The sequence below is a fragment of the Burkholderia sp. HI2714 genome, assembly GCF_002223085.1.
Classification (GTDB): domain Bacteria; phylum Pseudomonadota; class Gammaproteobacteria; order Burkholderiales; family Burkholderiaceae; genus Burkholderia; species Burkholderia lata_D.
This window is the reverse complement of sequence record NZ_NKFM01000043.1, coordinates 26,670-48,026: the sequence shown is the minus strand read 5'-3', so window position 1 is coordinate 48,026 and position 21,357 is coordinate 26,670. Positions and strand designations below refer to the sequence as shown.

Sequence of the window (21,357 nt, the reverse complement as noted above, 5' to 3'; positions counted from 1 at the left end):
CTGTGTCGACCCCGGCCGCCGCTTCGTCGGCGGCCGGGGTTCCATGGCTATGCGGTCGGCCCGGGCGGCGCTTCAGCGCTTCGATACCCGGGCCCCTTGTCGATCACACCTTGATCCGATGTCGAAAAAATACGCAGGCAAAATAATCCGGTCATAGCGCATATTGGCAAACCGGCAGCGGCCACACTGCCCGCCGCCGGTTTGCCGTCACGGGGTCACGCCATCACGCGAACGGCACGGCCTCGAAGCCCGCCGCGAGCGCGTCGACGATCCGGTCGAGCTGCTCGCGCTGGATCACGAGCGGCGGCGACAGGATGATCTTCGTGCCGACCGGACGCACCAGCACGCCGTTCTCGCGCGCGACTTCCGCGACCGCGTTCGCATAGCCTGAGAGCGGGTCGATCGGCTCGCGCGTGTCCTTGTTCGCGACGAGGTCGAGCGCGAGCATCAGCCCCTTGCCGCGCACCTCGCCGACCGCCGCGAAGCGTTCCGCGAACGGCTTCAGCGCTTCGAGCAGATACGCGCCCTGCTTCGCCGCGTTCGCCGGCAGGTCTTCCTTCACGACGATGTCGAGGCTCGCGATCGCGGCCGCGCAGGCGACCGGATGGCCCGCATACGTGTAGCCGTGCATGATCGCGCCGCCGAAATCGGCATTCGCGGCGAACGCGTCCTCGATCCGCGCGTTCACGACCGTCGCGCCGAGCGGCACGTAGCCCGACGAGATGCCCTTCGCGAGACACATGATGTCCGGGCGCACGCCCCAGCCGCGGCTGCCGAACATGCTGCCGCTGCGGCCGAAGCCCGTCACGACTTCGTCGGCGATCAGCAGGACGCCGTAGCGGTCGCACACCTCGCGCACCAGCGGCCAGTAGTTGGCCGGCGGCACGATCACGCCGCCCGCGCCCTGGATCGGCTCCGCGATGAACGCGGCCACCGTGTCGGGACTCTGGAACTGGATCTCGCGCTCGAGCATTTCCGCGCAGATCCGGCCGAGTTCTTCGGGATCCTGCGTGAACGGGTTGCGGTACAGCCACGGCGTCTCGACGTGGAAGCAGCCGGGCAGGTTCGGCTCGTAGTTGCGGCGGAACACCGTGTTGCCGTTCACCGACGCACCGCCGAAATGCGTGCCGTGATAGCCCTGCTTCAGCGAGATGAACTTCGTGCGGTCGGCCTGGCCGCGCACCTTCCAGTACTGGCGCGCGATCTTCAGCGCGGTCTCGATCGAATCGGAACCGCCCGAGCTGTACAGCACGCGGCGCATCCCCTCCGGTTCGAGCATGTCGATCACCTTCTTCGACAGCTCCTCCGCGCGCGGATGCGAAATGCCGTCGAACAGCTGGAAGTATTCGAGCTCGTCGAGCTGGCGCACGATCGCGTCCTTCACTTCCTGGCGGTTGTGGCCGACGTTCACGTTCCACAGGCCCGCGACGCCGTCGACGAGCTTGCGGCCCTCTTCATCGAACACATGGCAGCCGTCGCCGCGCACGATGCGGATCGGCTTGCGCTGCTTCATTTCGTTCGGGTGCAGCATCGGATGCCAGAATTTCGCTTCGTTGTAGCTCATTGCAGTCTCCACTGTCGGATCGGTTGACCCTCGATCGCCGAGGTTCGAGGTTTTCGTCGTTGGCGCCGCGCGTCAGTGCGCGATGCAGACGGATTTGGTTTCGGTGAAGCCTTCGATCGCGTACTGGCCGAATTCGCGGCCGATGCCCGATTGCTTGTAGCCGCCGAACGGCATCGACGGGTCGAGCGGGATATGGCAATTCACCCACACGGTGCCGGCCTCGATTTGCGGCACGAGATTCATCACGCGCTTCAGGTCGTTGCTCCAGAGGCTCGCGGCGAGGCCGTACGGCGACGCGTTCGCGAGACGCACCGCGTCGGCCGCGTCGTCGAACGGCACGACGACGATCACCGGGCCGAACACTTCGTCGCGCACGATCGCGCTGTCCGGATGCGGATCGGCGATCACGGCCGGCTTCACGTAGTAGCCGGGCAGGTCGTCGGCCGGCGTGCCGCCCGCGAGGAACGTGAGGCCCGCGCGGCGCGCGCCTTCGATGTGCTGAACGACCTTGTCGCGGTGGTGCGCGGAGACCAGCGGGTTGATCTGCGCGGTCGTGTCGAGGCCCGCGCCGAGCTTCATCGACTGCGCGACGCCCGCGAGGCCGTCTGCCAGCTGCGCGAACTTGCTGCGATGCACATAGATGCGCGATGCGGCCGCGCACACCTGCCCCTGGTTGAAGAACGCGCCGGCGGCGACGCCGTCGAGCGCCTGCGCGACGTCGACGTCGTCGAGCATCACGATCGGGTTCTTGCCGCCGAGCTCCAGCGAGAAGCGAGTCATGTTCTGCACGGCCGCCGCGCCGACCAGCTTGCCGGTCGCGGTCGAGCCCGTGAACGAGATCTTCGCGATCGACGGGTGGCCCGCGAGCGCGGCGCCGCACACGCGGCCGCCGGTGACGACGTTGAACACGCCGGGCGGCACGCCGGCCTCGCGTGCGAGCTCGGCCAGGCGCAGCGCGGTGAGCGGCGTTTCCGGCGACGGCTTCAGCACGATCGTGCAGCCGGCCGCGAGCGCGGGAATCAGCTTCCACACCGCGATCATCAACGGGAAATTCCACGGCACGATCGCGGCGACCACGCCGACCGGTTCCTTGCGCGTATAGGCCGTATAGCGCGCGCCGGGCGGGAACGGGATCGACACGTCGAGCGTCTGGCCGGTGATCTTGGTCGCCCAGCCGGCCATGTAGCGCACGTATTCGACGCTCGCGCCGACCTCGATCGCGCGCGACACGTGGATCGACTTGCCCTGGTTCAGCGTTTCGAGCTGCGCGAGCGTTTCGGCGTCGGCTTCGATCAGGTCGGCGAGTTTCAGCAGGATGCGTTCGCGGTCGGCCGGACGCAGCCCGCTCCACACGCGGGTGTCGAATGCATGCTTCGCGCTGGCGACCGCGCGGTCGACGTCGTGGGCGTCGGCGTCCGCGACCGTCGCAAGCCGCTCGCCCCTCGCGGGGTCGTACACGTCGAGCCGCGCGGCCGCGTGCGCGGGTTGCATTTCACCGTCGATGAAGAGGCCGAAGTCGCGCGCAACGAAGGTGCGCACGGTGTCGCTGACGGCGACGAAATTCGTGGTGCTCATGGGCGTCTCGAGGATTGTCGTGGCTGGACCGCATGCGCACGGGCACGCGGGCGTCGTTCCACTGTATCGACGAGGGTTCGCGCCCGGTGAGCGCAAATTGGCAGCGCATGGGCGCTGAGGGGGCGGGTTCGGGCCCTGCGGTGACGGGTCGCGCGTCGAGGCCGGAAACCGGCGCGGTATCACACGGGCAGACGGGCTGGTGCGCTCGACCGGCCCCATGCCCGGTCACTGCAACGCTAGTTTCTGAAGCCGTGCCCCATCGACGCAAGGAAGTCGTACGCCTGGAAATCCAGCCAGTAAATGCCGAGTGCCAGCGGAATCAGGAAGTACAGCGAGTCGTACGTCCCGCTTCTCACGGTTCTGATGATAAAAATCGGCAGCGCAATGCTCAAGGCAATGACCACAATCGAAACGGCAATGATCGCGACATCCATATTCCCGGCCCCTGGTTGTTATTGAAATGACGATCGCGCATGGTACTGCACGACCTCAGAAGCCAGCGAGCAGGGCAACTGTAGACGCAACCCGCCAACGGGTTCGGCACGATTCGACCCGTCAGGCTTGCGACGGGTATGCGGCGGCCGCGCCATGCCGATCAGCCGCTGACGTACATGCAGCCGGCGCTCCCGACCAGTCCGTTTTCCTTCGCACTCCCCGATGTGAACAGGCAGAAGCTGGCGCCGAGGTCGCTTTCGAATTCCATCAGGAAGTCCGGTCGGCCGTCGCGATCGAGGTCGCCCGCCCAGATCAGCGATGCGCTGAACGGCGGCGAGCCGCCGCCAAAATCATGCAGGACCGACCGCTTGCCATCACCTTCGGCAATCACTGCACCGGATGCCGTGTGACGCAGTGCGTACCGGCGGCCGTGGAAATCGAAGCGCAGCGGGTTGGCACCGGGCTCGATCGCCCTTCCGTTTTTCGGGAACGCCAGGTTCGCCGCGTCGACCTTGCCCTGCCTGAGCAACTTGCAGCGGAACAGCGCCACGGCTTTGCTCGGGTCGGATTTGATGTCGACGATGTCGCCGCTCGGCTGCGACGGTTCGAACCGGACGCGTGCCGGTGCGAGCGTCCAGCGGTGCCCTTCCGGAATCAGCCCGAGCCATCCGCCACCGGGATAGTCTCCGGCCTCGCCGACGTCGTCCGGGGCAATCTGGGTCGGTTGCAGCACGAGGCAAGGATCGGGCTCGCTTTCTTGCGCGAAGGCGGTCGAGGCCGTGGAAACACCCAGCAAGACGAGCAGCACGGCCAGCAGCGCTTTGGTTTTCATGAATCGACGATCGCGAAGGTTCGAAGTCCGGACCGCAATTATCCGATGAATTACAGGAACAGCGCCCCAACCAGTTCCGTGCGGTTCGACACCCCGAGCTTGCGATACATCCGCATCAGGTGCGTCTTGACGGTCGGCTGCCCCAGCGCGAGATCGCGCGCGATCTCCTTGTTCGAGCGGCCGTCGCGCACGAGGCGCGCGATCTGCTCCTCGCGATAGGTCAGCCGCTCCTCGCAGCCGATCCGGTGGATCCCGCGCCGCGCGCGCAGCAGCGGGCTCAGCGCGGCTTCGGCCACGGGCTGCAGCCGCGCGAGCGCATCGATCTCGCCGGGCGCGAACCGCCCGGCCGTGCTGTTGCCGGCCACGCCGCCGCGCGTGTCGCCCGACCCGAAGCGCAGCAGCGAGAACGCGCCGACCGTCCGGCCCGCGTCGCGCAGCCAGATCTCGACGACGTCGGCCACGTCGTGCCGCCGCAGGAAGCGGGTCCAGTACGCGGACGCGTCGCGCCTTTCGTCAGGCAATTGGGAAGCAAGCGTGACGACCGCGCGCTCGCCCGCCGCGCAGCGCGACGGATGCAGCGGATCGAGCATCCGGTAGCGCGCGACATAGGTGCGATGCATCGATTCCGGCATCCCGAACAGCTCGAAATCGGCCGGCTCACCGCTCTGGTCGAGCCGGTAGAACACGATCGCGGACGGGCTCGCGAACGCGTCGAACGCGTCCACGCACGCGCGCAGCGCGCGTGGCCAGTCGGCGGCGGCCGGGTCGGCGGGAACGGATGAGGTCGGCATGGTGGAATCGGCTGGCAGGCGAACGTCACGAAGATCGAAGTTCGGGCCAGCCTACCGGCGCCGAAAAGCGCCGGTGAGCCCAAATCGGCAAATCGTCCCGGCCCGGGCGGCCTCGCGGGTCCGGTCGGGACGAAGCGCTCGCGCGACGGTGCGCGCCGCTTTCAGCGTGCGTTCGCGGCGAACGTGTCGCAGGCGCTCAGTTCTCCCGACTCCATCCCGCGCCGCAGCCAGTACACGCGCTGGTCGCTGGTGCCGTGCGTGAAGCTTTCCGGCACGACGTAGCCCTGCCCTTGCTGCTGCAGCCGGTCGTCGCCGATCGCGGCCGCCGCCTTCAGCCCCTGCTCGAAATCGCCGGGTTCCATCAGCCGCTGGTTCGCGCGCTGCGCGTTGTTCGCCCACACGCCGGCAAAGCAGTCTGCCTGCAGTTCCATCCGCACCGACAGCGCATTCGAGTGCGCCTGGCTCGCCCGCCGGCGCGCGGCGTCGACCTTGTCGGAGATGCCGAGCAGGTTCTGCACGTGGTGGCCGACTTCGTGCGCGATCACGTAAGCCTGCGCGAAATCGCCGCCCGCGCCGAAACGCTGGCGCAGTTCGTCGTAGAAACCGAGATCGATGTACACCTTGCGGTCGCCCGGGCAATAGAACGGCCCCATCGCGGTCTGGCCCGTGCCGCATGCGGTCGGCGTCGAGTTCTTGAACATCACGAGCGTCGGCGGCTGGTACTGCGCGTGCAGCTGGGTATTGAACACGCCCGTCCACGTGCGCTCGATATTGCCGAGCACCTTGCGCGTGAACACCGCGCCCGTGTCGTTCGCCGGCTCGCCCTGCCGCTGCGCGGGCGCGGGCTGCGCCTGTTGCTGGCGGCCCTGCAGCGCCGAGGCGCCTTCGAGTATCACGCGCGGGTCGATCCCGAAGAAATACGACGCGGCGAACGCGACCACGATCGTGCCGATGCCGATCGTCGCGCCACGCCCGCCGCCGAACCCGCCGGCGCCGCGGCGATCCTCGACGTTCGTGCTTTCCCTTTCGTCGTCCAGCCTCATAGCCGGCCCTCCCTGTTCTTGTCGATGGTCCGGCACGCGAGTGCGCGCCGGGCGATAAGTTGTCGTGGTACGCGCCTCGGCCGATACCGCGCGCACGTGGGGTGCGCGCTCATGCCGGGATCGCCGGCCTGCCGCTCCGCTCGCACGACGGGATCGGCCGGCCGATGCGCCGCGCGTCGATGCGCGGCCCGCCCGCGCTATTCTGCCGGGCTTTCGTGACTTATCGCAAAAATGTGGAGGATAGAGCGATTCGGCGCCGGACATCGTCAGCCTTTGCAAAATGGCCCGCGACCGCGCCGGCCGCCCGGATGCCGTCCGCGTTCATCCTTTCGGCTGATAGCGGCGCTCGCCGGCGCCGCCTAAAGTGACCGGAAACGACACCTCTCCGGAGCACGACATGACCCACCCGCCACCCCGCACGATCGCGATTACCGGCGCGGGCACCGGTATCGGCGCCGCATGCGCGCGCCGCTTCGCCCGCCGCGGCGACCGCGTCGTGCTGATCGGGCGGCGCCAGGCGCCGCTCGACGCGCTGGCCGCCGAAACGGGCGGCCTCACGCTGGCCGGCGATGCCGCGAGCACCGCCGACTGGGCCGGCTTCCTGCCGCAGGTCGCCGAACGCTTCGGCCGCGTCGACGCACTCGTCGCGTGCGCGGGCGGCCACGGGCTCGGCCGCGCGGACGAAACCGACGACGCGCAGTGGCGCGACGCGATGCACGCGAACCTCGATACCGCGTTCGTCAGTGCACGCGCGTGCCTGCCCGACCTGATCGCGCAGCGCGGCAGCATCGTGCTGGTCGCGTCGATCGCCGCGCTCGCGGCCGGGCCCGGCGTGTGCGGCTACACGGTCGGCAAGCACGCACTGCTCGGGCTCGCCCGGTCGCTCGCACGTGACTACGGGCCGCATGGCGTGCGGGCGAATGCGGTGTGCCCCGGCTGGGTCCGCACGCCGATGGCCGACGCGGAGATGGAACCGCTGATGTCGGCGCACGGTGACACGCTCGACGGCGCGTATGCACGCGTCAGCGCCGACGTGCCGCTGCGGCGCGCGGCCGACCCGGACGAGATCGCAGCCGTGTGCGCGTTCCTCGCGTCGCCGGACGCGTCGTTCGTGACCGGCGCGACGCTCGTCGCCGACGGCGGCGCGATGGTCGTCGACGTGCCGACGCTCGCGTTCGACAAGCTCTGATGCGTGCGGGTGCGCCGCTCGTGTGGCGCACCCGTCGCGGGCGGCGCTTCGTGCACGTCGTCCCATCCTCCACCACCTGCCCACGCACGCATACCGCGTCTCCCGCTTATTTCCCGCCCCCGAAAATCCGCTACCATCGACCGATCCCGCCGCCCCGCCCGGCACCGCCTCACGGTTCGAACGTCGATGAACATCCGGTTTCTTGAAACCTTCGTCTGGCTCGCGAAGCTGGAAAACTTCCGGCTCACGGCCGAAAAACTGCACACGACGCAGGCCGCCGTATCGAGCCGCATCGCGTCGCTCGAGGAAGCGTTCGACGTACGCCTGTTCGACCGCAATACGCGTTCGGCCACGCTCACACCCGCCGGGCGCCGCATGCTCGCGTACGCGGAGCGGATCGTGCGGCTCGACGGCGAAATGCGCCGCGACATCGATGCGGCGAGCGACGCGGGCCTGATCCGGATCGGCGTGATCGAATCGATCGTGCACAGCTGGTTCCCCGCGCTGATGGCGCAACTGCGCGAGCGCTATCCGCGCCTCGACGTCGAGATCACCAGCGACACGACGTTGCACCTGATCCGCCTGCTCAGCACCGACGGCGTCGACCTGATCCTGCAGACCGACCCGGTGCCCGGCCCCGATTTCACGAACCTGCCGCTGTGCGAATTCCCGGTGCGCTGGGCGGCCAGCCCGCGCCTCGGGCTCGGCGGCCAGCCGCTCGACGTTGCGCGCCTGGCCGAATTCCCGATCATCAGCTTCTCGCGCCACTCGGGGCCGCACGCGACGATCGAGCGCCTGTTCGCGGCCGTCGAGCGGCCGGCCAGCATCAACTGCATCACATCGGTCGCCGCGATGATCCGCCTCGTCGCCGACGGCTTTGGCGTGGCCGCGCTGCCGCCCGCGATCATCGGGCGCGAACTCCACGAAGGCGCGCTCGAACTGCTCGACGTCGAACCCGAATTCCCCGCGCTGCCGCTTGTCGCGACATACCGCAGCCAGGGCCTGCCGGTGGCCGCGCGCATCGCGGAACTCGCCAGCGAAGTTGCGCGCGCGATGTCGGCCGCCGCGCATCACGCAAAGACGGCCGCGCCCGACAGCGTGGACAAAACACCCGCCCGTCCCGCGACAAAAGCCAAAGCGAAAGCACCGGCAAAAGTGAAACGCACGACGCCATCCGCCCCGCCCGCCACGCCCCCGGCGAAACGCCGCCCGCGCCGCTCATAAGAAAACCTGTTCACCGCGAATTTGTTTTCTTGTTGGACGGGCGCGGCCCGTCTTCGGGAAACTGCGGTTCCTGACACACCCCCGTCACGAGGAACCCCGCGATGACCCGCCTTTCCCTTCCGCACGGCCAGCTTTGCGTCTGGACTGATATCGACCCCGCGCACGAAGCCGATTTCAACGCGTGGTACGACCGCGAGCACATGCAGGAACGTGTCGCGATTCCCGGCTTCACGCATGCGCGGCGCTTTCGTGCGACCGATCGCGGCCCGCGCCAGTACCTCGCGCTGTACGTGACGGACGCGCTCGACGTATTTCATGGCGATGCGTACCGGCGTGCGTTCACGCAGCAGACCGCATGGTCGCTCGCGAACTTCGAGCGCATGACGGGCACGCAGCGACGCGTCGGAGAACTGACGATCGAGGCCGGCGACGGCGAAGGCGCGCATCTCGCGCTGTTCGTGCTGCCGCCGGATCGCATCGACGTGCCGCACCTGCGCGAGCGCTTCGATGACGTGCTGCACGAACCGGGCATCCACGCCGCGCGGCTCTTTTGCACCGAGCCCGAGCTGTCCGCGCCGATCGGCGCCGATGCGGCCGCCCGCCCGGATGCCGATGCGCTCGTGCTGATCGAAGGCAGCGATGCGGCCGCAACGCGACGCGTGGCCGCATCGCTCGCCGGGCACGACGACGTGCGCACCTTCGAGCTGCTGTGGCGCGCCGCCGCGCCGCTGCATGTCACGCGCGGCGACGTCGAAACCGAGCCCGCCGTCGCCGCATTTTCGGCCTGATCGCCCACACCGACCACGCCGCATGCGCGATGCACACCCACGCATCGGCCCGGCGTTTCATCCCGTTCCCCGACACGACATGCCCGACACCATGAGCACTCTCGCCCAGCCCGCCGCCCATGCGCCCCGCCGCGTCCGCAACAGCCGACTCGCGACCGCGAGCATGATCGGCACGTCGCTCGAGTGGTACGACTTCACGATCTACAACACGCTCGCCGCGCTCGTCTTCAACCACCTGTTCTTTCCGTCGGTCGATCCGCTGGCCGGCACGATCCTCGCGTTCTCGACCTATGCGGTCGGCTACGTGTCGCGCCCGCTCGGCGGCTTCGTGTTCGGCAATCTCGGCGACCGCATCGGCCGCCGCGCGGTGCTGATGCTCACACTGGTGCTGATGGGTGTGACGACCGCGTTGATGGGCGCGCTGCCGACCTATGCGCAGGCCGGCATCCTGAGCCCGATCCTGCTCGTCGCGCTGCGCTTCGTGCAGGGCGTCGCGCTCGGCGGCGAATGGGCCGGCGCGGTGCTGCTGTCGGTCGAGCACGGCGACCAGAAGCGGCGCGGGCTGTCCGCATCGTGGACGCAGATCGGCCCGTCGTTCGGCACGCTGCTCGGCACCGGCTGCATCGCGCTCGTGACGCTGTCGACCACATCCGGCGATTTCCTGTCGTGGGGCTGGCGCGTGCCGTTCGCGGCCAGCGCGCTGCTCGTCGTGTTCGGCTTCTGGCTGCGGCGCGGCGTCGACGAAACGCCGCAGTTCGAGCAGCTCGCCGAATCGCATGCGACCGCCGAGGTGCCCGTCGCCGACGTGCTGAAGTACCACTGGAAGCGCCTGCTGATCGCGGGCGGATCGCGAATCGGCTCGGACGTGCTGTATGCACTGATCGTCGTGTTCACGCTCACCTACGTGACGACCGTGCTGCACCTGTCGCGCCCCGTCGCTTTGACGGCCGTGATGATCGGCACGGCCTGCAACGCGCTCGCGGTGCCGTTCTTCGGCGCGCTGTCGGACCGCTTCGGCCGCCGGCCCGTGTATCTCGCCGGCGCGCTCGCCGGCATCGTGTGGGCGTTCGTGTTCTTCACGCTGCTCGATTCGGCGCGCCCCGGCGCGATCGTCGCGGCCGTCGCGATCGGCCTCGTGATCCACGCGGTGATGTACGGCCCGCAGGGCGCGTTCGTGACCGAACAGTTCCCGACCCGCGTGCGCTATGCGGGCTCGTCGCTCGCCTACACGCTCGCCGGCATCGTCGGCGGCGGCTTCGCGCCGCTCGTGATCGCCGCGCTGTTCCGGCAGACGGGCACGACGACGGCCGTGTCGCTGTATGTCGCCGCCGCGCTCGTCGTCACGTCGATCGCGCTCCTCGTCGCGCGCGAAACCGCGCACAAGCCGCTCGCGGATTGAACGTCGCCGCCAGCCGATTCATTCCTTCGCCCTTCAAACGGATACCCGCATGCCAATCCTGTCGTTCAACGTGATTTCCCGGCAACGCGCGCCGGCCACCGTCGACGTCGAGATCGAGCGCGTCGTGATCGCCGGCTGGGCCGGCCGCGATCCGGCCGCGATCCAGGCGCATATCGACGAACTCGCGGCGCTCGGCGTCGCGCCGCCGTCGACCACGCCCTGCTTTTATCGCGTGTCGGCCGCATTGCTCACGCAAGCGCCCGCGATCGGCGTGCTCGGCGCACGCTCGGGCGGCGAGATCGAATGCGTGCTGGTCGACAGCCCGGCCGGCACGCTCGTGACCGTCGGCTCCGATCATACGGATCGTGAAGTCGAAGCCTACGGCGTCGCGGTGTCGAAGCAGGTGTGCGCGAAACCGCTCGGCCGCGATGCGTGGCTTTACGCGGAAGTCGCGGATCACTGGGATGCGATCGAAATGCGTTCGTGGCTGATCTCGAGCGATGGCGAGCGGATTGCGTACCAGCACGGCGCGGTCAGCGGCCTGCTTGCACCCGAGGTGCTGTGGCAACGCTTCGACGACCGCCGCACGATGCCCGCGCGCAGCGCGATGTATGGCGGCACGGTCGCCGTGCATGGCGCGATCGCGGCGATGGGCGACGGCGATGCGTTCGAGATGGAGCTGCACGATCCGGTGCTCGGGCGCAGCCTTCGGCACCGCTATGCGGTGGAGGTGTTGCCGGTTGTCGCGTAACGGGCAATGAGCAATTGCGCGGCACACGGGCGCGACAGCGTTTCGTCGCCGCGCCAGCCGCTGCTATTACGGCTGAAAGCAGTGATAGTCCGGAAAGTTGAACTGCGAGTTGTTGCAATACAGCACCCCGGCCAGGTCGGTGCACCCGCTCAATGCGAACATGATTGCCCCCGCAACCGACACTTTCCACCCGAAATGCAACATCGCGCCCCCGTTTTCGCCTGATCGACCTGAGCCGACATGATGCGCATCGGACGCGCCCGGGTATGTGGAAAATTGTTGTGCCGCGCGTGCTTCGGTTGGCGATGACGCCTTCCCGTGCCCGGGCATAGCCCGAGGCACGGGAAGGCGGACGACGTGTCGCCGGCCCTGGCGCGAGCAACGACGGCGGCCAAGGAGCACGCCGCCGCCCGTCACGCCTTGAACGTGATCCACGGCTTCAGCCGGACCGCGCTGCGAATGAGGCCGGCCTGCTCCTGCGCATCGATCACGGGCCCGATCGGCTTGTAGGCTTCCGGCGCCTCCTCGATGCGGCGCTCGTCGCGCAACGTGACGCAGCGCCACGTGCCCGGCGCCTGCTCCGTGCGCATGCGCCGCACCGCTTGCCGGCGCACGCTGCGGCCGGCACCGTGGCTGCATGACCACAGCCAGTCGGGATGACCGAGCCCGGTCGCGAGAAACGACGCATCGCCCATCGATCCGGGAATCAGCGCGAGATCGCCGTCGCGGGCGGGTGTCGCCCCCTTGCGATGAATGTTCATCCCGTTTTCGCGCAGCACGACGTTGTGCGGCACGTCGACCACGAGTGCCGAACGGGTCTCGCCGGTGAGTTCCGCCAGCTCCTTGCGCACCATCTCGGCCAGCACGACACGGTTGAGCCACGCATAGCGCGCGGCCGTGCCCATCGCGACGAGGTATTCGCGCGCCAGTTCGCCGGACAGGCCGTACAGGCCGCTTTCCGGATGCCTGACGCCCGCCGGCCACGCCGCGCGCGCCCGGTCCATCCAGCGCCGCCCGACATAGAAACCGACATCGCGCGAACCGCTGTGGATCATCACGACGACATCGTCCTTCGCGAGTCCCGCACGGTAGGCCGCATGCCGATCGAACACGGCATCGACCACCTGGAGTTCGACGAAATGATTGCCCGACCCGGGCGTACCGAGGCAGGGATCGCGAAATACCTCCCGCGACCCGACGTGTGCATCCGGCGCATATTTCGCGCTGCCGCCGAACCCGTCGAGGCCGATGCACGACGACAGTTCGTCGATGAGCCGGTCGCGGTCGACGTGCTGCCAGAGTCCCTGCGGCGCGACACGATCGACGAATGCCGCCGGGCCGGCATCGAACAGCGCGCGGAATGCGTCACTGGCGACCGGCACGTCGCGCCGATCCGCGAGAATCGCGCGCGTCAGCCGCTCGACGAGCGCCGTCTCGAACGGCGCGAGCGCCGACCGCTTGAGGCCCGTGGTGACGAGACGCATCCCGCAATTGATATCGGTGCCGATCGCGGCGGGAATCACGAACGCGTCGTCGGTCGCGACGATCGAGCCGACCGGCGCGACCCCGCCCGGATGAAAATCGGGCGTCGCGCACGCCTTGCACACGCCCTGATGGCCATCCGGCGAACGGACGGCCGCGAACGCGAGCAACTGCTGAACGGCCTTCTCCTCGAGCGGGAGCGAATCGGGCAACAGGACGGACGCCTGCGTCAGTTCATTGCGCAGGTGATAGATGCCGGCGTGATAGTCGACATGGATGCCTTGCCGTTGCAAGGCCTTCTTTAAGCGAGGAAGAGTAGACATCGCTGCTGGAAATGAAAAAGGTACGACGCGACCTCCGGCCTTGCGGCGGTCGTGGGTACCTTCCTGCAGCAGCGTCGAGGAAGGGAGCGCGGATCATATCAGAACGCACTTGCGTTCGCGACCGCCGTTGCTCACTTGAGACATCCGAGCCCCGCCAGCGTCGCTTCCACCGCCGCGTCGAGCGGCGTCACCGGCTCGCGGCCGAGCACCGCGGTCACCCGCGTGTTGTCGAGCCGGATCGGCTCGCGCCACAGGTAGCGCATCTCGAGCAGCTCGCGCAGCGTCGTGACGAACGGCGCCGCGGCCCACACGAACCACCACGGGAACTTGCGCACCGTCGGCCGCAGCCCGTGCCGCTGCGCGACGCGGCGCACGGCCTCCGCCATCTGCGTGCCGTCCGCATCCCAATGCCCGCCGAGATGAAAGCGCGCGAACGGTTCCAGCGTGTCGCGCCGCTCGATCAGCTCGACCATCGCGCGCGCGGCGTCCGGCACATACGACCATTGGTGCCCGATGCCGTCCCGCCCCGGCACGCTGATGGACGCGACCGGCTGCCCGGCCTTGACCAACCCCGCCGCAAACCAGCTGTTGCCGGTGAGCTTCGGCCCGAAGAAATCGCCGGCCCGCACGATGATCGTGCGGACGCCCTGCCCGGCCGCATCCTGCAACCGGCGCTCCAGCTCGACGCGGATCGCGCCCTTGCGCGTCGACGGATGCTGCGGCGCATCTTCGACCAGCACCGGAAACGCATCGGCGCCGTAGTTGTAGACGGTGCCCGGCAGCACGATGGTTGCCCGCTCCGCCTTCGCTGCCGCGATCGTGTTGTCGATCATCGGCAGCACCTGCCCGGCCCAGTTCCGGTAGCCCGGCGGATTCACTGCGTGCACGATCACGCTGCAGCCGCGCGCGGCCCGGACGACCGCGTCGCGGTCCATCGCGTCGCCGCGCATCCAGGCGATGCCGTCGCGCTCCACGACCTCGGCGTCGAGCCCGCGCTTCAGCGCGCGCACCTGCCAGCCCGCATCGCGCAACTGCCGCGCGACTTCCCCGCCAATCCCGCCGCTCGCGCCGAGCACGAGTGCCTGTCGTTGCGTCCCGCCTGCGTGGGTCGTCATTGCCGCTCTCCTTGAATGAACGTCCGTGATGACACGCATTCTGGCGTGGCTTCGGGTATCAAGGAATTGCCGAACCTGACGGATCAGCTATACATTTATGTATGACCACCGATCTGAACTGGGAACGCTACCGCACCTTTCTCGCCGTGCTGACGGAAGGCTCGCTGTCGGGCGCGGCGCGCGCCCTCGGCATCACGCAGCCGACGGCCGGCCGCCACGTCGCGGCGCTGGAGGCCGCGTTCGGCCAGACGCTGTTCACGCGCTCGCCGTCCGGCCTGCTGCCGACCGAGGCGGCGCTCGCGCTGCGCGGCCATGCGGAGGCGCTGCGCAGCGCGGCGGCCGCGTTCGAGCGCGCGGCGGCAAGCCACGGCGCCGGCGTGCGCGGCATCGTGCGGATCTCGGCCAGCGACGTGATCGCCGTCGAAGTGCTGCCGCCGATGCTCGCGCAATTGCGGCGCAACCATCCGGGGCTCGTCATCGAACTGGTGCCGACCGACCGCCTCCAGGACGTGCTCAAGCGCGAGGCCGACATCGCGGTCCGGATGGCGCCGCCCACGCAGGAAGCGCTCGTTGCACGGCGCATCGGCGCGGTCGATGTCGGGCTGTATGCACGCGACGACTACCTGGCGCACAACGGGGTACCCGAGACGACCGACGAACTCGCGCATCACGCGCTGATCGGCTTCGATACGGTCACGCCGTTCATCCGCTCGATGGGCCGCAGCATGCCGCTGTGGAAGCGCGATGCGTTCTCGCTGCGCACCGACAGCAACCTCGCACAGCTGGCGATGATCCGCGCCGGCTACGGGATCGGCTTCTGCCAGAGCGGGCTCGCGAAACGCGACGCGCGGCTCGTGCGCGTGCTGCCGGACAAGCTCGCGGTGCCGCTGGAAACCTGGGTCGTGATGCACGAGGACCTGCGGTCGAGCCCGCGCTGCCGCGCGGTGTTCGACGCGCTGGCCGACGGGCTGCGTGCGTATGTGAGCGGCGAAATCGTCGAATAGACGGTTCGCGGCGACGGTCACGAACGAAGTGAACGAAGCGCCCGCCTGGCGCTATTCGTAGATTTTCCCGGCGAACAGGATGTCCGCCATGCGCCGCCACGGATTGTCGGGCACGTCGTAGAAACGCAGCCCTTCCTCCGACGCCTCGGCCCAGTCGACCATCGCGTCCAGGTACTCGCCGATCGAGTGGTTTTCCCAGCCGAGCGCGGCGCGGGCGTACGGCGACGGCGGCACGTCGGCCTCGAGCTGGCGCTCCTTGTTCCAGTCGTGGCCGAGCACGCGCAGGAAGTGGATCAGCGAGCGTTCATCGACCACGCGCTCCAGCGCATCCTGCAGCTTCGCAGCCATCTGGCGTTGCAGTTCGTCGTTCATTTTTATGTTCCTTCGCGCGCCTCTCAGGTACGCGCCGCCGCAGGTCGTGCGGCCCGGTTTTACATCAGCAATTGCCGCGACAGCACCTCGCGCGCCTGCGTGACGGCTTCGCGTTCGCCGGGCATCGGCGGCGTCAGCGAAAACACCGCGTCCGGCAGCGGCGGCAGCCGGTATTTCGCGCCGAGCCGCATCATGCCCTCGCCGATCGCCGACGCGCACAGGCAGCCCACCCCGAGCCCCGCCGCCAGCATCGACTGCAGCCCCGCCACCCCGGACGCGCTGTGCACGAGCCGGTACGGCATGTGCTGCTCGTCGAGCGAGCGCACCGCGACCTGATGCATCATGCAGTCGTCCGGCAGCAGCACGAGCGGCAGCGGCTCGGGCAACTGCTCGGCGAGCGCGGGCGATGCGACCCACGACAGCGGCTCGCGCCGCAGCACCCAGCGCGTATCGGCCGACGCCGGCCGGAACGGCCCGCTCGACAGGTTCATCACCACGCCGAGATCGACCTGCCCGCGCGCATGCGCCGTTTCGATATCCGCGCTCTTCATCGCGCTGACGTGCAGGCTCAGTTGCGGGTAGCACTCCCGCAGCCGCGCGAGCAGGCCCGCGACTTCGTTGGTCCGGTAGTAATCGGTGATCGCGACGCGCAGCTCGCCCTTGATCGCCTGGCCGCGCACTTCGTCGAACGCGGCCTCGTTCAGCGCGACGATGCGCCGCGCGTGCTGCAGCAGCCGCGAGCCGGCCGGGGTCGGCTCGACCCCGCGCTTGCTGCGCACGAACAGCGGCACGCCGGCGCGCGATTCGAGCTTGCGCACCTGCTCGCTGACCGTCGACTGCGACAGGTGCAGCAGCGGCGCGGCGGCCGTCAGGCTGCCGGCATCCGCGACCGCCGCGAAAGTACGCAACTGATCCAGGTCGAAACCGCGCATCGCCAATCCCCATCCATCGAGTAACCCGATGGATGCTACCACCAATTCCCGCTTTTCCGATTCATTGCCACCACCCAGAATGGGGGTCAATCGCCCGTCCATGGCCGAACCGGTGCGCCCCGTGTCGCGTCCGGCGTGAATGTGGCACTCATTCTTTCGGACCTGCTTCCATGACGAACGACACCCTTGCCCCCTGCGTGCCGGCCGGCACGGCCGCCGCGGCGACGCCGCGCAGCCACCACGGCTGGGCGCTGGTGGTCCTGCTGGTTGGCGCGATTTTGCCGCCGCTCGACTACTTCATTGTGAATCTCGCGCTGCCGGCCATCCGCGACGGCATCGGCGCGCGCCCGGCCGAGTTGCAGCTGGTCGTGTCCGCATACGCGTGCGCGAACGCGGTCGTGCAGATCACCGGCGGCCGGCTCGGCGACCTGTACGGCCGCAAGCGGATGTTCATGATCGGGATGGCCGGCTTCGTCGTCGCGTCGACGCTGTGCGGGCTTGCCAGCAGCGGCGCGGTGCTGGTCGGCGGCCGCGTGCTGCAGGGCCTGTTCGCCGCGATCCTCGCGCCGCAGGTGCTCGCGACGATCCGCAGCGTGTTCAGCCCGCAGGAGCAGGTGCGCGTGATGGGCTTCTACGGTTTCGTGTTCGGCCTCGCGGCCGTGATCGGCCAGCTCGGCGGCGGCGCGTTGATCAGCCTGCATCCGTTCGGGCTCGGCTGGCGCGCGATCTTCCTCGTCAACCTGCCGATCGGCATCCTGGCGCTGATCGGCAGCTGGCGCTTCATCCCGGAAAGCCGCCCCCCGAGAGGCCAGCGCATCGACGTGCCGGGCATGGTGCTGCTGTCGCTGTTCCTGCTGATGCTCGTGTACCCGCTCACGCACGGGCGCGAGGCCGGCTGGCCGCTGTGGATGGTCGCGTGCCTCGTCGGCGCGCTGCCGATGCTCGGCGCGCTGCTGGCGGTCGAGGCGCGCCGCCTCGCGGGCGGCCATGATCCGCTGCTCGACGTGCGCCTGTTCCGCAACCCCGTCGTCGCGCTCGGGCTCGTACTGGCGTTCCTGTTCTACACGCTGAGCGCGTTCTTCCTGAGCTACGGGATCTACCTGCAGGGCTGCCTGAACTGGTCGCCGCTCGCGTCTGGGCTCGCGATCCTGCCGCTCGGGCTCGGTTTCCTGTCGAGCCCGCTGCTGATGCCGCGACTCGTGGGCCGGTTCGGCGGCTATCGCGTGCTCACGCTCGGTTTCGCGATGCTCGCGGCCGGCGTCGCGGCAGCCGCCGCGCTGGCCGGTGCAGCCGCGCCGGGCCCCGGCTTCTACGTCGGGATTGCAGCGATCGGGATCGGCCAGGGCCTCGTGCTGCCGTCGGTCGTGCGGATCGTGCTCGCGGAAGTCGACACGGCGCGCGCAGGCGTCGCCTCCGGCATGGTCACCGCGATGCTGCAGATCGGCGCGGCCGTCGGCGCGGCCACGCTCGGCGGCGTGTTCTTCGCCCGGCTCGGCGCGCATCCGGCTGCACTCGATTACGTGCAGGGATTCAGGACGTCGATGTTCTCGCTGACGGCCGTGCTGCTCGTGTGCATCGCGCTATCGGCGATGCTCGGGCCGCTGCATCGGCGGCTGCATGCAGGCACGTAAGCGGGACGGGAATCGCAGCGACGGCAGGGTCCGACGCGGAAGCGGTGCCGATGCACGTGCGGCCGCTCGCCGGCATCCGGCATCACGCGTGATGCTTGCGTTGCGCCTGGCGCGCTTCCCATTCGGCCAGCTCGACGCGATAGCGCGCGAGGGCTTCGTCGTAGAGATCGAAGACGCACGGCGAGCAACCGCTGTTGCAGCAGTCTTCGAGTTCGGGCTGGATGGGCGGGGTCGGACGGGGATCGTCGACGGACGGATCCGGAGAGGCAGTGTTGGGCACGGCGAAAATCGAATGAAAAGACGCGTTCAGTATAAGCGGATGCCGCCCGATATGCGTGCCGCGCGGGCCATGCCACACGGCGTCATATCCCCAAGATCGTCACCTGATCGTGGCGAATCCGGACCTCGCGTGTCCATGCATCGATTTCGGCGATCACCTCCGCAAGCGCGGCGCAGCTCGCGTCCAGACGGTCGACGAAAGCCTGCCGCGAATCGCGGAACACGAAGTCGAGCCGCTCGAGTGCCGTCATGCGCTGCGCGGCGTCGCCCAGCATTCTGCGCGTGTCGTCCAGCTCGTCCACGATCCGCAGCCAGTCCGGCATACCGATGCCGTTGAACGCGTAATGATCGTAGTCCGGGATCTGTTGCGCGATCGCCGCTTCGAGCAGGCCGAAGACTTCCTCCCTGAAAAACAGCGATCCCTCGTTCCAGCATTTGCGCGCATACGGCCCGCCCATGAGTTCGATATAGGCGGTGTCCTCGATTTCTGCGAGATCCCGGATGATCCGGATATCGTCCATGGGGTGTCGTCGTTGCCGCCGTGGCGTCGGTCACCCTTCGCCGGGCGTTGATCCATAATGGCGCGATTGTCCGCGAACCCGGCGACGCTGTCGATGCCTCCCGCCGCCCCTTCCGCCGCATCCTCGTCATCGACCCACTGGAGCTGCGTCATGGCTGAAGCAGTGAATCCGCCGGAAGTCTGGGCGCCGTTCGGCGCGTTCTCGATAGCCGTGATCCAGGGCGACGGCCGGATCGTGCATCTGAAGGGGCAAGTGTCGCTCGACCGCGACGGCCAGGTGGTCGGCCACGGCGACATGCGCACACAGGTGCGCCAGACGCTCGACAACATCCGCGCAGTGCTCGCTACGTTTGGCGGACAGATGCAGGACGTGATCTCGCTCGTTCACTACGCGACCGACATCGATGCCTTCATGCAGGCAGGCGACATCCGCAAGACGTACTTCGCCGAGCCCTATCCCGTAACGACGACCGTCCAGGTCGAGCGCCTCTATCATCCCGATCTGCTGATCGAGATCGCCGCTGTTGCCGAGATTCCGCTGGCGCGTTTTCGGCGGCCTGCATCGCGCGCGTGAAGCGGCGACGTGACGATTCGCAGTGTGACGCGCCGGCCGGAGCTTCCCGACCGGCGCGCCTGCCCGCAACCCGCGTGCCTACTTCGCCTGCGCGCCCGGCTTCGCGGCACCCGCACCCGCCTTGTCGGCCAGCGGCTGCCACGCGGCGCCGAGCGAATACCAGTCGACGCGGCGCGTGAGCGTCATGATGCCGGCGAGGATCGCGAACAGCAGCAGCGAACCGAGCATCAGCGCGTTGTCTTCCGACAGCAGCAGCCCGTAGAGCGCCGCGTAAAGCACCGCGAGCAGCGCCGCGAACACCGCCCCGCGCTTCACGCTGTGCAGCACGAACGACAGGTAGAAGGCAAGCAACCCGATGCAGGCGCCGCTCGCCGCGAGATACGCATACGCGAACTTGATGTGTTCGGACAGGCTCAGCAGCAACAGGAAGAACAGCGCGAGCGACAGGCCGACCAGCGTGTACTGGATCGGGTGAATGCGCAGCCGCTTCACGAGCTCGTACATGAAGAAGCTTGCAAACGTGAGCATCACGAACAGCGCGCCGTACTTCGTCGCACGTTCGGCCTGCAGATAGACGTTCACGGGCTCGATCACCGACACCGACGCCATTTCGATCGCACCTTCCCCGTTGCCCGAGATGATCTGTTCACGCGCCTTCGTGTTGAACGACGTCACGCGCCAGTTGCCGGTGAAGCCGCGCGCATCGACCGTGCGGTTGTTCGGCAGGAACGCGCCGTCGAAACTCGGATGCGGCCATGTCGATTTCAGCGAGAAATCGTTCTGGTCGCCCACCGGCGCGAACGCCACGGAATCCGCACCGCGCAGCGGCAGGTCGATGCTGAACGGCACGGCCGCCCCCGCGCTTGCGTCCGCCAGCGCGGCGAGATCGACGTTCGCGTGCACGCCCTGGCGCAGGCTGTCCAGCCGCGTGCCCTGCTCGACATCGAAGCGCGTGCCGCCGATGCGCAGGTCGGGCTGCGCGGTCAGCCCGCGGATGTCGCCGATGCCGATCGACACATAGACATCGTCGACCTTGAAGCTCACGTGGCCGTCCGCCTGCGGCAACTTCTTCAGGTCCGGCAACGGCAGCGTGCCGGTCATCCGGCTCGCCAGTTCGTACACCAGCGCCTTGTGGATGCCGCGATAGCGGACGCTGGTCGTCAGCGTGCCGTCGACGTTCAGCGTCTTCGGAAACACGAGCAGGCGCTTCGTCTCGCTTCTGAGGCTCGTCTTCGCCGCGCCGCCGGCCGGCGAATCGTCGCGCACGCGCGTGACTTCCGTGTAGCGCACGACGAGCACGGGGCCCGCCACCGTCTGCGGCCCCGCATAGCTCGACCAGATGCTCTGCAGCGCGTCCATCCGATACGCGGAGCGTTCCTGCACGATGCTTTGCACCATGTGCAGCGGGATCAGGATCAACAGCGCGAGAAACGCGGTGATCGCGAATTTGAACAACAGGACTCGATTCATGGCCGACAAGTACCGGAGTAAAAGGGTACGGTCAGCATGAGCGGCCCCGGTGAAGGGCGATTGA

General features: G+C 68.4%; 21 protein-coding genes. 8 read left to right on the top strand and 13 right to left on the bottom strand.

Translation table 11 applies throughout. The annotated features are described in order from the left end of the window. Positions 1 to 223 precede the first annotated feature (223 nt). The 6 genes from CFB82_RS23015 to ypfJ form a co-directional block, all read right to left on the bottom strand. The gene (locus tag CFB82_RS23015) at positions 224 to 1,564 is read right to left on the bottom strand and encodes an aspartate aminotransferase family protein (RefSeq protein ID WP_089485408.1); all 1,341 of its coding nucleotides are present in this window, start codon (positions 1,562 to 1,564) and stop codon (positions 224 to 226) included. 72 nt (positions 1,565 to 1,636) lie between these two features. Continuing rightward, positions 1,637 to 3,139 carry an aldehyde dehydrogenase family protein gene (locus tag CFB82_RS23010; RefSeq protein WP_089485407.1) on the bottom strand — a complete coding sequence of 501 codons (1,503 nt, stop codon included), beginning with the start codon at positions 3,137 to 3,139 and terminating at the stop codon, positions 1,637 to 1,639. A 236-nt stretch (positions 3,140 to 3,375) separates the two neighbouring features. Next, positions 3,376 to 3,573, bottom strand: a complete 198-nt coding sequence (locus CFB82_RS23005) for a hypothetical protein (RefSeq protein ID WP_089485406.1) — start codon at positions 3,571 to 3,573, stop codon at positions 3,376 to 3,378. 161 nt (positions 3,574 to 3,734) lie between these two features. Beyond that, positions 3,735 to 4,406: a hypothetical protein gene (locus CFB82_RS23000; RefSeq protein ID WP_089485405.1), complete on the bottom strand. Its 672-nt coding sequence runs from the start codon at positions 4,404 to 4,406 to the stop codon at positions 3,735 to 3,737. A gap of 50 nt (positions 4,407 to 4,456) precedes the next feature. Next, entirely contained in the window at positions 4,457 to 5,197 is a 741-nt protein-coding gene (locus CFB82_RS22995) for a helix-turn-helix transcriptional regulator (RefSeq protein WP_089485404.1), read from the bottom strand. A gap of 161 nt (positions 5,198 to 5,358) precedes the next feature. Next, entirely contained in the window at positions 5,359 to 6,240 is an 882-nt protein-coding gene (gene ypfJ / locus CFB82_RS22990; RefSeq protein WP_089485403.1) for a KPN_02809 family neutral zinc metallopeptidase, read from the bottom strand. 397 nt (positions 6,241 to 6,637) lie between these two features. On the opposite strand from ypfJ, the gene CFB82_RS22985 reads away from it, so the two are divergent. From CFB82_RS22985 to CFB82_RS22965, 5 genes are all read left to right on the top strand, one after another. After that, a complete protein-coding gene (locus CFB82_RS22985) occupies positions 6,638 to 7,429 on the top strand; it encodes an SDR family NAD(P)-dependent oxidoreductase (protein ID WP_089485402.1) in 792 nt (263 codons plus the stop codon). Positions 7,430 to 7,615: 186 nt separating this feature from the next. Further along, positions 7,616 to 8,653, top strand: a complete 1,038-nt coding sequence (locus CFB82_RS22980; protein ID WP_089485401.1) for a LysR family transcriptional regulator — start codon at positions 7,616 to 7,618, stop codon at positions 8,651 to 8,653. Positions 8,654 to 8,754: 101 nt separating this feature from the next. Beyond that, positions 8,755 to 9,441: a DUF4286 family protein gene (locus CFB82_RS22975; RefSeq protein WP_089485400.1), complete on the top strand. Its 687-nt coding sequence runs from the start codon at positions 8,755 to 8,757 to the stop codon at positions 9,439 to 9,441. 79 nt (positions 9,442 to 9,520) lie between these two features. Beyond that, the gene (locus tag CFB82_RS22970) at positions 9,521 to 10,840 is read left to right on the top strand and encodes an MFS transporter (RefSeq protein WP_089485399.1); all 1,320 of its coding nucleotides are present in this window, start codon (positions 9,521 to 9,523) and stop codon (positions 10,838 to 10,840) included. Between the two features lie 49 nt (positions 10,841 to 10,889). After that, positions 10,890 to 11,591, top strand: a complete 702-nt coding sequence (locus tag CFB82_RS22965) for a DUF2848 domain-containing protein (RefSeq protein ID WP_089485398.1) — start codon at positions 10,890 to 10,892, stop codon at positions 11,589 to 11,591. A 413-nt stretch (positions 11,592 to 12,004) separates the two neighbouring features. Here the strand turns inward: CFB82_RS22965 and CFB82_RS22960 are convergent, their stop codons facing one another. Further along, positions 12,005 to 13,396 carry an RtcB family protein gene (locus tag CFB82_RS22960; protein ID WP_089485397.1) on the bottom strand — a complete coding sequence of 464 codons (1,392 nt, stop codon included), beginning with the start codon at positions 13,394 to 13,396 and terminating at the stop codon, positions 12,005 to 12,007. Between the two features lie 131 nt (positions 13,397 to 13,527). Next, positions 13,528 to 14,511: an NAD-dependent epimerase/dehydratase family protein gene (locus CFB82_RS22955; RefSeq protein WP_089485396.1), complete on the bottom strand. Its 984-nt coding sequence runs from the start codon at positions 14,509 to 14,511 to the stop codon at positions 13,528 to 13,530. Positions 14,512 to 14,612: 101 nt separating this feature from the next. Between CFB82_RS22955 and CFB82_RS22950 the strand changes: the two genes are divergently transcribed. Further along, a complete protein-coding gene (locus tag CFB82_RS22950; RefSeq protein ID WP_069252073.1) occupies positions 14,613 to 15,515 on the top strand; it encodes a LysR family transcriptional regulator in 903 nt (300 codons plus the stop codon). A 51-nt stretch (positions 15,516 to 15,566) separates the two neighbouring features. Here CFB82_RS22950 and CFB82_RS22945 read toward each other — a convergent pair whose 3' ends face one another. Both CFB82_RS22945 and CFB82_RS22940 read right to left on the bottom strand, forming a co-directional pair. Further along, positions 15,567 to 15,887 (bottom strand): DUF7660 family protein, encoded by a 321-nt coding sequence (locus CFB82_RS22945; RefSeq protein WP_069252074.1) that lies wholly within the window; start codon positions 15,885 to 15,887, stop codon positions 15,567 to 15,569. Positions 15,888 to 15,946: 59 nt separating this feature from the next. Beyond that, positions 15,947 to 16,819 (bottom strand): LysR family transcriptional regulator, encoded by an 873-nt coding sequence (locus tag CFB82_RS22940; protein WP_089485458.1) that lies wholly within the window; start codon positions 16,817 to 16,819, stop codon positions 15,947 to 15,949. 170 nt (positions 16,820 to 16,989) lie between these two features. On the opposite strand from CFB82_RS22940, the gene CFB82_RS22935 reads away from it, so the two are divergent. Next, entirely contained in the window at positions 16,990 to 18,450 is a 1,461-nt protein-coding gene (locus tag CFB82_RS22935; RefSeq protein ID WP_089485395.1) for an MFS transporter, read from the top strand. A gap of 82 nt (positions 18,451 to 18,532) precedes the next feature. Here CFB82_RS22935 and CFB82_RS22930 read toward each other — a convergent pair whose 3' ends face one another. Both CFB82_RS22930 and CFB82_RS22925 read right to left on the bottom strand, forming a co-directional pair. Beyond that, on the bottom strand, positions 18,533 to 18,730 hold the full coding sequence (locus tag CFB82_RS22930) for an oxidoreductase-like domain-containing protein (protein ID WP_069252077.1): 198 nt from the start codon (positions 18,728 to 18,730) through the stop codon (positions 18,533 to 18,535). An 82-nt stretch (positions 18,731 to 18,812) separates the two neighbouring features. Beyond that, positions 18,813 to 19,250 carry a hypothetical protein gene (locus CFB82_RS22925; RefSeq protein WP_089485394.1) on the bottom strand — a complete coding sequence of 146 codons (438 nt, stop codon included), beginning with the start codon at positions 19,248 to 19,250 and terminating at the stop codon, positions 18,813 to 18,815. A gap of 150 nt (positions 19,251 to 19,400) precedes the next feature. On the opposite strand from CFB82_RS22925, the gene CFB82_RS22920 reads away from it, so the two are divergent. Beyond that, positions 19,401 to 19,823 carry a RidA family protein gene (locus tag CFB82_RS22920; RefSeq protein ID WP_089485393.1) on the top strand — a complete coding sequence of 141 codons (423 nt, stop codon included), beginning with the start codon at positions 19,401 to 19,403 and terminating at the stop codon, positions 19,821 to 19,823. Between the two features lie 78 nt (positions 19,824 to 19,901). Here CFB82_RS22920 and creD read toward each other — a convergent pair whose 3' ends face one another. Further along, on the bottom strand, positions 19,902 to 21,293 hold the full coding sequence (gene creD, locus CFB82_RS22915) for a cell envelope integrity protein CreD (RefSeq protein ID WP_089485392.1): 1,392 nt from the start codon (positions 21,291 to 21,293) through the stop codon (positions 19,902 to 19,904). Positions 21,294 to 21,357: the final 64 nt, after the last annotated feature.